The organism is Micromonospora rubida (assembly GCF_009908295.1).
In the GTDB taxonomy this organism is placed as follows: Bacteria; Actinomycetota; Actinomycetes; order Mycobacteriales; family Micromonosporaceae; genus Micromonospora; species Micromonospora rubida.
The window spans coordinates 25,033-33,665 of sequence record NZ_JAAALO010000019.1 but is presented as its reverse complement, the minus strand read 5'-3'; the positions used below and the strand labels follow the sequence as shown (position 1 = coordinate 33,665).

Here is an 8,633-nt window from a genome sequence, read left to right as displayed (position 1 = left end):
CCGCCTCGTCATCGTCGAACCAGACCAACACGACGTCGAGCACACCGCCCCGGCCCCGATCGCCGCATAGCATCAAACCGGATCCCGCGATGGCCGTCTCCTACACCACCAGCGCGGACGTGACCCGCCAGGGTCCCGGTCACGGGCCACCCGCACGACGTCATCGCGGAACTCACGAGGGTAGGGCTTGGGCACGGCAACATCCTTCCAGCCCGCCACCAGGGCAAGCCATCTCAGATGTCACCTACCGGTGCAGCAGACCCGACGGATTCTGGTGCGGGCTCGGACTCCCGAGGGTCTGGTGGCCTGTCCGGGGTGCGGGGCCGTGACGGGCCGGGTGCATGGGTATCACCAGCGGACTCTCGCGGACGTGTCGGTCGATGCCCGGCCGGTGGTGGTGCGGGTGCGTATACGTCGTCTGGTATGCCCGACGCGGGGCTGCCGTCAGACGTTCCGGGAGCAGCTTCCGGGAGTTCTGCACCGCTACCAGCGCCGCACGCCCCGGCTGATTTCCCAGGTCGCTGCGGTGGTGCGTCAGCTGGCCGGTCGGGGAGGCGCTCGGTTGTTGTCGGCCCTGGCGATGGTCGTCGTGTCCCGGCACACCGCCTTGCGGGCGCTGCTGCGCCTGCCGTTGCCCGAGCGGCGGGTGCCCCGCGTGCTCGGGGTCGACGACTTCGCGTTGCGCCGTCGTCAGCGTTACGCCACCGTTCTGATCGACGCGGTCACCCGTGAGCGCATCGATGTGCTGCCTGACCGCAAGGCCGTAACGTTGGAGACGTGGCTGCGTGAGCTCCCGGTGTCGAGGTGGTGTGCCGGGACTCCTCCGGCGCCTACGCCGAAGGGGTCCGTCGTGCGCTGCCCGAGGCGTTGCAGGTCGCGGACCGCTGGCATCTGTGGCACAACCTCGCCGAGGCCGTCCGCAAGGAGGTCACCGCGCACAGCTCATGTTGGGCCACCGCTGGGCCGCCGCCGCAGGACGGCAAACGGGCGGTGACCACCCGGCAGCGGTGGCAGCAGGTCCACGACCTGCTCGACAAGGGCGTTGGCCTGCTGGAATGCGCCCGCTTGGCTGAACCTCGGCCTCAACACCGTCAAACGGTACGCCCGGATCAGTGAACCCGAACGCCTGGTCCGAGCACCGCAGTACCGGCCCACCCTCGTCGACCCCTACCGCGACCACCTGCGCCGACGCCGCCAACAAGACCCCGCCGTCGGCGCCACCCAACTCCTCGCCGAAATCAAGCAACTCGGCTACACCGGCACCCTCAACCTGCTCTACCGCTACATCACCCAAGGCCGAGTCGAAGCCGACCGACCGGCTCTGTCACCCAGGCGACTGACCCGCTACCTCCTGACCCCACCCGACCAGCTCAAAGACCATCAACGCAAGCTCATCGACGCACTCACCGGCGCCTGCCCGCAGATGACCGCACTGGCCGGCTTCATCGGCTCGTTCGCCGCGCTACTCACGCCCGCAAACGGCAACGACGACCGGCTCGACACGTGGATCGCCGAGGTCAAGACCATCGACCTGCCCCACCTACACACGTTCACCCGAGGCCTCGGCCTCGACCGCGACGCCGTCAACGCCGCCCTGACCCACCCCTTCCACAACGGCGGCACCGAAGGCGTCAACACCAAAACCAAACTGATCAAGCGACAAATGTACGGACGCGCGGGCTTCGCCCTCCTACGACACCGCATCCTGCTCGGCTAAGGGACGTCTCGTAAGTCGGTGTCGGGTCCATGGTGGATCATGTCGTGGTGCAGGTGATCACGGCAGCCCGCCCGGAGTGGATCTTCCCGTTCACGGGGCTGCAGCCCGCCCAGTTCCGCAGGCTGGTCAGGCTGGTCGCCGAACACGGCGGGGACGCGATCGCCGACGGGCGGCCGGGCCGGCAGTGGTCACTCGACCTCGCCGACCGGGTACTGCTGGTCGCGACCTACTGGCGCACCAACCTGACCATGCGACAGATCGGACCACTGTTCGGGGTGTCGCACTCCGCCGCCCATCGGGTCATCGACACCCTCGGTCCCCTGCTCGCCCTGGCCCCGGTACGCCGACGCCGGGTCGACCAGATCGCGATCGTCGACGGCACCCTGATCCCGACCAGGGACCACCGGCTGGCCGCACCGAGCAAGAACTACCGCTACAGCACGAACCTGCAGGTCGCCATCGACGCCCACACCCGCCTCGTCGTCGCCCTCGGCGACCCGCAGCCGGGCAACCGCAACGACACCATCGTCTACCGCACCAGCGGCATCGACCAGAAACTGGCCGGACGGCCGGTCATGGCCGACGGCGCCTACCGCGGCAACCCCGAGGTGATCATCCCGTACCGCAAACCGGCCGACGGCAGTGAACTAACCGGCTGGAAGGCCGACCTGAACAAGCAACACCGCAGGGTCCGGGCGCAGGTCGAACACGCCCTGGCCCGCATGAAGACCTTCAAGATCCTGCGCGACTACCGGCGTGCCGCCAGCACATTGACCGACGCCGCTTCCGGCATCGCCCACCTCCACAACATCATCCTGCTCGGGTGACGCCGACACCGTTGACCGGCAACGCCTTCACCGAGTTACGAGACATCCTTTAACCACCACCCTCCGTCACCACCGAAAGTGAGACAGAGCCGAAAGTGAGACAGAGCCGAATGTGAGACAGAGCCGAAATCGACACACTCCCTCACCAGGTGCTGCCGATCGCCGTGATGACGGTCCTGATGGCTGACTGCTCAAGGCCTTGGGGCAGGGTACGGAACCGCAGCGGTTGGAGATAGACGCCGCCGCCGGGCCTGCGCAAGATCGAGCCGTCCGTGCGGCGGTGGGGGTCGGGAAGTAGCTCGATAAGGCCATATGCGGCGAGCTGGCGGTGGCTTTCGTAGACGTCGCGGCGAATGCCGTACCATTTGAGGCGATTTGGCTCGGTGATGAAGACGCCGCGCTTGGACGATTCGGGGTATCGGGTCTCCAGGTCCCGCAACATGAGGTAGGTCAGGATCTCGGCGGCTGACAGTACGTGGACCCAGCCCTGTAGATAGAACGACGCGGGCAGCAGAAGCGCCTCGACCTGGCCGTCCTTCGCAGCCGGTGGGCGTAAGGGGTCTGGTAACTCGCTGTCGTCCGCTGCCGGGATCGTGTAGCGGCCCGGCGTCCAGTAGCCGGGTCGCCAGGCGTGGTGGGCCATGCCCGCTTCGTTGCGCAGGCGAAAGCCCACGTATCTGTTCGGTAGTCCAGGTTGACCGGTCAGTTCGACCAGGTTGTGATGAGCCAGTTGGCTCAGTGCCCGGGTGAGCTGGCGCCGCATGCCCGCAGTCTGGTTCGTCGTGGCCGTCACCGCAGGCAACAGATCAGCCCAGCCGCGCTGCTCTCCGGTGGTGTAAAGCGGTCTCGTGTTGCGGCTCTCGGTGCCGGGGGCGCTGCGGGTCTGGGCCTCGAACAGGGCGATGAGGTAGAGATGCAGTGCCCAGCCCTTCTGGGTGATCAGGGCTGACGCCGGTGAGGATCCGGAACTCTGGGCGTCTTCCTGGGCCGCAGCACACCGCACGAGACCGCGCCGAACCAGGAAGCGTGACCGCCGCCGTCTTCCCTCGTCAAGAACCTGACGGAGTGCCAGCCGTGCCTCGTCGTACCGATCGGCATGCCGCTGCAGCCTTCGTATCCGGACCTGCCGACGTTCGTCGTCACGCTTGCCCATGTTCTCCACCCCCGGGGTGCCGCCATCGCGCCGTTCAAGGAAGAGCGTGACCGATTCGCCCGCACATGAAGTCTAATCCGGTGGAGGCATCCGAGTCTTGTCTGGTAGTGGCAGGTCGCCGGCTCAGCCGGTCGGCTTCATGTGCGGGCCGATCGGTCATGCAACGGCCTAACCTTGATGAAGTCGGCGTGCGAGAGTTTCATCCGCCGAGGGCAGAGTGCTCGCGGCGACCTGCCGAGGAAGGCTTCGCAGCAGTGAACTCATACGCGCTGATCGCCCTGTGGATTGTTGTCGTTGCCATCGGGGCGTTCCTTGCCGGGACGGTGGCAGGCGTACTAGCCTGGCTCGACGACCGTCGGGTGGCCAGGGCGTTGCTCGTGGGTGGATCGGCCGCCGGGGGAACTATCGCGCTTTCGGTCGCGATTGCAACCGTCTTCACCTGATAGTGAGGGCCGCAGGCTCCGCGCCAACCGTGCCGCGCCGCCCACGCGCTGGCCGATGCCGCCGCACCGACCAGGACGGACGACTCTTCGGCCCTGGCAGCGCGACCTGCGATTTGCCGATCGGTGAAGTGTGGCCTTCGCACCCGATCCTGATCTGGCCTGGTCGGGTGGAGCTGGGTGCTCCGTGGGTGCTCGGACGTCGGGGAACTAGGTGTGGACGGGCTGGACTGGGCCGGATTTTTAACCCTATAGGCGAGTGGAAACAATACAGATGCTGATCGCACTAATCCCGCACCAGCAAAAATGCCTTCGGATTGGGCTGGACGGGGCGGGACGGGGTCGGATGAATTACTTTATGCATTGAAGGATCTGACTACGGATCAGAAGGTTAGGGGTTCGAATCCCTTCGGGCGCACGAGATTAACAGGGGTCTGACCTGCCGGAATGGCAGTCAGGCCCCTTTGCTTGTCCGTCCCTTGTGGATGGTTGGGTGCTCGGTGGGTGCTCGTGCGACGAGCATCCCTCGCGTCCGGCCCTGTCCGGCCGGCGGTGGCCCTGTCCGAGTGGGTTTTGATCATGGTTTGGCGTGCTGGCTTCACTTCCCGGATGCTGGGATGGGGTTCCTTCGGGGCTGAAAGCGCAACCGGGCCGGTTCGGCGGCTGCCGTCCAGCGACAGATGCCGGGTAACGGTGCGTTGCTGGCCATGATGGTTGCGGGGGACGCGGGGTGATCGCGGAATTGATGACCACGGCGACGACCACAGATGAAGCCAACCGAGGCGCGGATGACCGACCCAAAATCCGGCACTACCTCACCGACGCCGACGTGCCCGACCCCTGGGGCAAGGAAGCAGCCGACTTCGCCGACTGCGCCGCCCTGATCGACTACGGCGCCGACCAGCACATCGCATAGCCCTCCAAGACCGGGCGAATACGACACCGCGCGGTCGCTAGACTGCCTCGATCCGTCCGGTACCGCGATCCTCGGAGTGGCTCGGCATGTCCCTCTACAGCACCCAGCGCCTGCACACGCTCCGCATGATCGTTACCGGCGGCGGCACCGGCGGGCACACCTACCCCGCCCTGACCACGATCAACGCCCTGCAGGTCCGGCTCGCCGAAACCGGCACCGCACCCGAACTGCTCTGGGTCGGCGTCGCCGACGGCCTCGAAGCCAAGATCGCCAACCGCAACAACATCCCCTTCCGGGCAATCACCACCGGCAAGCTTCGCCGCTCACCCAACCCCCGCGAACTGGCCCGCAACGTCGTCGACGCCTTCCGCATCCCCCTGGGCATCGCGCAGGCCGCCCTCACCGTCGCCCGAACCCGGCCGGCGGTCGTTCTCAGCACCGGCGGATTCGTCTCCGTCCCGATCGGTCTCGCCGCGGCCCTGTTCCGCGTGCCGTACCTGATGCACGAACAGACACTCAGTCTCGGCCTGGCCAACCGCATCCTTGCCCGCGTCGCCACCCGGATCCTGCTCAGCCACGAGGCCTCCCTCGACCACCTATCGCCACGGGTCCGCCGGCGGGCGGTCGTCACCGGGAACCCGGTACGGCCGGCGGTGCTCAACGGCAACCCCACGAAGGGCCTGGCCGCGTACAACCTCGACCCGTCTGTCCCGCTCGTGCTGGTCACCGGCGGCGCATCCGGCGCCCAACAGATCAACCGGATGCTGGCCGGCACACTGCCCGACCTGCTACAACACTGCCAGGTCGTCCACCAGTGCGGCAGCCTCAGCTACACCGAGATGCAGCAGATCGCCCACAGGCTTCCCACGCAGGTCGCGCACCGCTACCGCGTCGTCGACTTCATCCACGACGAGCTACCCGACCTGCTCGCCGCAGCGGCCATCGTCGTGGCCCGCAGCGGCGCCGGCACCGTCGCCGAACTCACCGCCCTCGGCAAGGCGTCCATCCTCATCCCCTATCCGGTCTCCGCAGGCGACGAGCAACGCATCACCGCCCGCCACCTCGCAAAAGAAGGCGCCGCCGTCATGCTCGACGGCGACCAAGCCACCCCCGACCACCTCCACACCGCCATCACGAACCTGCTGGCCGACTCCCACCGCCGAACCGCGATCTCCCAGGCCGCCACTGTGTACGGCCGACCAGATGCCGCCGCCCGAGTCGTAACCGAGATCCTTACGGTTACCGCATGCCAGGGTCGCCGCCAGTAAAGGCTAGGTACCCGAACCGACCACCGCCGTACACCCGGCCGGGCTGGGTGTGTGGATCTAGCGGTGTTTCCGGCCTGACCTCGATTATCCAGTCGCACGCCCACGGCCCTCGGCGCAGCCTTGGTTCGTTTCTTCGCCCGCTGTCTGGCCGAAGCGGCGGCGCTGCGGGCGGGTACTCGGTCGTCGTCTGGTGCCTCTGCCTTGATCGACCGTGTCGCAGGACCAAAGGCTGTACTGCTTGGGACAGCAGAAGCGCGGCGGCGCCACCTCCCGCCAGGAGCTGACGCCCAGAGTGGGGGTCGCTCAAAGGATGGTACGGAGGATTAAGGTCCGTTTCGGGGCGAGGGTGAATTTTCCGGGTTCGTCTCCGGTCAGGAGGCCCGATCGGCGCGGTATAGGAGCCGGGGCATGCGGGCCCGCGTGCCACACGGGTCCAGCCGCACCACGGTGTGCTGCGAAGGCAAGAGCCTGTAGCTCGCTGTCCGCCTCGCGGCCGGCTGGTGGGAAATACGCAGTTGCGTTATCTGCGGCAGAAGCAGACTGCGCACGATTGCGTGCGGGGTCCGTCGACGCTCCGGCTACCTGCTGATGCCGGGGAGGTGTGCGTTGATCGCTCTGACCTGGTCGGCGAGTTCGGGTATCTCGATGACCTCTGCGCCCGCCGTCTGTAGGAGTTCGACGCCGTGGCAGGTGACGAAGAGGGGTGGCTCGTGGAGGGCGAGGACGACTCGGGTGATCCCGACGGCGATGATCAGCTCCGCGCAGGGGCGTGGACGGGACTTCCGGACGCTGCACGGTTCGAGTGATGTGTAGATCGTCGATCCGGACAGGTCGACTCTGGTGTCGGTGAGTTTGGCGAGGGCGGACTCCTCGGCGTGGACATGGGAGTCGGTCTCCCGGGAGAAGCCTCGGCTGACCTCGTGTCCAAAGCGGTCGACGATGATGGCGCCGACGGCGTACGCGGTTTCCACAGCTGGGCAGAGGTGTGACAGGTCGATCGCAGCTTGCAGCCACTGCCGGTCGACGTGTTGCTGGTCGGTCATCCCCGGCCGTACCGGACGATCCAAGGTTCAAGTGTCCAGGACCAGGGGGCAACTCCCACCCGCCGGCCCTGGGCCAGCCTGCCCTGCCTCGGCAGCCGTTGACTGCCGGCTTGGCGCGTAGTGCTCTCGTGGCGGCAGGTTGGGGCGCGCAGGGTCAACCTCGGCCGCGACCCGCTCACACAGGTGTTTGCAGTTGTTGCCGCGCAGTGGGCGGTGCTCCCCAGTCCAGTCCCTATCGTGAAGATTGTGGATCGTCCCGTTTTCACCACTTTGGCGAGCAAACAGTGGTTTGGTGGTTGGTGCGCCGATCTGCGCTATGTATACCGCTTCAGGCAGGACGCGACTTGCGAGATGCCTCCTGCGAGTAGTACCCACGGAGGGTGTTCTGTGATAGTTAAACCCATTCATCGCCTCAGGCGGGCAGTCCCGCCGGCGCTCGCGGTTTCCGCGGCTGCCGCCGTGGTCGTCGCCTTCCTGGCCTTCAACTCGACTGCGGCCAACGCGCAGGAGGCGCCGGTGGGCCTCGGCACGGCTGGCAACTTCTCCGTACTGGCCGGGGCCGAGCCCACCAACACTGGCCCGAGCTTCTTGGGTCAGAGCCTCGGGAGGTACCCAGGGAACACTTCGTCGGGCTTCGAGACGGCAACCATCGGCGGTGAGGTTCACCTCGGCGACGCGGTCGCCCTGCAGGCCCAGAGCGACCTGACCACGGCTTTCAACGACGCCGCCGGCCGGACCCCGTTCACCAACCTGCCCGCAGAACTCGGCGGCAACACCCTCAACCCCGGGGTCTACCGGATCGGGGCAGCGCAGCTGACCGGGCCGCTGACGCTCAACGCCCAGGGCAACCCCCAGTCCGTATTCATCTTCCAGGTCGACTCCGCGCTGACGACGGCACCGAACAGCAGCGTCGTCCTAATCAACGGCGCTTCGCCCTGCAACGTGTTCTGGAAGATCGGCAGCTCGGCGACGATCGACACGGGCACTACCTTTGTGGGCACCATCATGGCTCAGGCATCGATCACGATGGCCACGGGGGCGACCCTCCAGGGCCGTGCGCTGGCTCGAACCGCTGCCGTCACCCTCGCCACCAACGTCATCACCGCACCTGTGTGCGTCGGCCCGTCTGGCCCGCCCGGTAGTCCCGGTGCTCCCGGTAGTCCCGGTGCTCCCGGTAGTCCCGGTGCTCCCGGTAGTCCCGGTGCTCCCGGTAGTCCCGGTGCTCCCGGTAGTCCCGGTGCTCCCGGTAGTCCCGGTGCTCCCGGTAGT

Annotated in this window: 6 protein-coding genes and 1 pseudogene; 5 read left to right on the top strand and 2 right to left on the bottom strand. The window is 67.0% G+C overall.

The window, feature by feature from the left end; all coding sequences use genetic code 11:
• Nucleotides 1–265: 265 nt before the first annotated feature.
• Nucleotides 266–1,717: pseudogene (locus tag GVV04_RS31395) on the top strand (ISL3 family transposase); the annotation flags it as partial.
• Between the two features lie 47 nt (nt 1,718–1,764).
• Nucleotides 1,765–2,544 carry a transposase family protein gene (locus GVV04_RS31390; RefSeq protein ID WP_161692632.1) on the top strand — a complete coding sequence of 260 codons (780 nt, stop codon included), beginning with the start codon at nt 1,765–1,767 and terminating at the stop codon, nt 2,542–2,544.
• 142 nt (nt 2,545–2,686) lie between these two features.
• Here the strand turns inward: GVV04_RS31390 and GVV04_RS31385 are convergent, their stop codons facing one another.
• On the bottom strand, nt 2,687–3,697 hold the full coding sequence (locus tag GVV04_RS31385; RefSeq protein WP_235967299.1) for a hypothetical protein: 1,011 nt from the start codon (nt 3,695–3,697) through the stop codon (nt 2,687–2,689).
• A 1,170-nt stretch (nt 3,698–4,867) separates the two neighbouring features.
• Between GVV04_RS31385 and GVV04_RS31380 the strand changes: the two genes are divergently transcribed.
• Together GVV04_RS31380 and GVV04_RS31375 are read left to right on the top strand one after the other, a co-directional pair.
• Entirely contained in the window at nt 4,868–5,053 is a 186-nt protein-coding gene (locus GVV04_RS31380) for a low molecular weight phosphatase family protein (RefSeq protein WP_161692630.1), read from the top strand.
• Nucleotides 5,054–5,139: 86 nt separating this feature from the next.
• Nucleotides 5,140–6,321, top strand: a complete 1,182-nt coding sequence (locus GVV04_RS31375) for a UDP-N-acetylglucosamine--N-acetylmuramyl-(pentapeptide) pyrophosphoryl-undecaprenol N-acetylglucosamine transferase (RefSeq protein ID WP_161692629.1) — start codon at nt 5,140–5,142, stop codon at nt 6,319–6,321.
• 578 nt (nt 6,322–6,899) lie between these two features.
• On the opposite strand, the gene GVV04_RS31370 is transcribed toward GVV04_RS31375, so the two are convergent.
• Nucleotides 6,900–7,364 carry a cytidine/deoxycytidylate deaminase family protein gene (locus tag GVV04_RS31370; RefSeq protein ID WP_161692628.1) on the bottom strand — a complete coding sequence of 155 codons (465 nt, stop codon included), beginning with the start codon at nt 7,362–7,364 and terminating at the stop codon, nt 6,900–6,902.
• Nucleotides 7,365–7,715: 351 nt separating this feature from the next.
• Here GVV04_RS31370 and GVV04_RS32530 point away from each other — a divergent pair.
• Nucleotides 7,716–8,633, top strand: a 918-nt coding sequence (locus GVV04_RS32530; RefSeq protein WP_235967307.1) for an ice-binding family protein, incomplete at its 3' end; no start/stop codon positions are given.

Bases quoted from the DNA above. Each gene is read 5' to 3' on its own strand.
- GVV04_RS31385 (WP_235967299.1), bottom strand. From the start codon at position 3,697: ATGGGCAAGCGTGACGACGAACGTCGGCAGGTCCGGATACGAAGGCTG.
- GVV04_RS31375 (WP_161692629.1), top strand. From the start codon at position 5,140: ATGTCCCTCTACAGCACCCAGCGCCTGCACACGCTCCGCATGATCGTT.
- GVV04_RS31370 (WP_161692628.1), bottom strand. From the start codon at position 7,364: ATGACCGACCAGCAACACGTCGACCGGCAGTGGCTGCAAGCTGCGATC.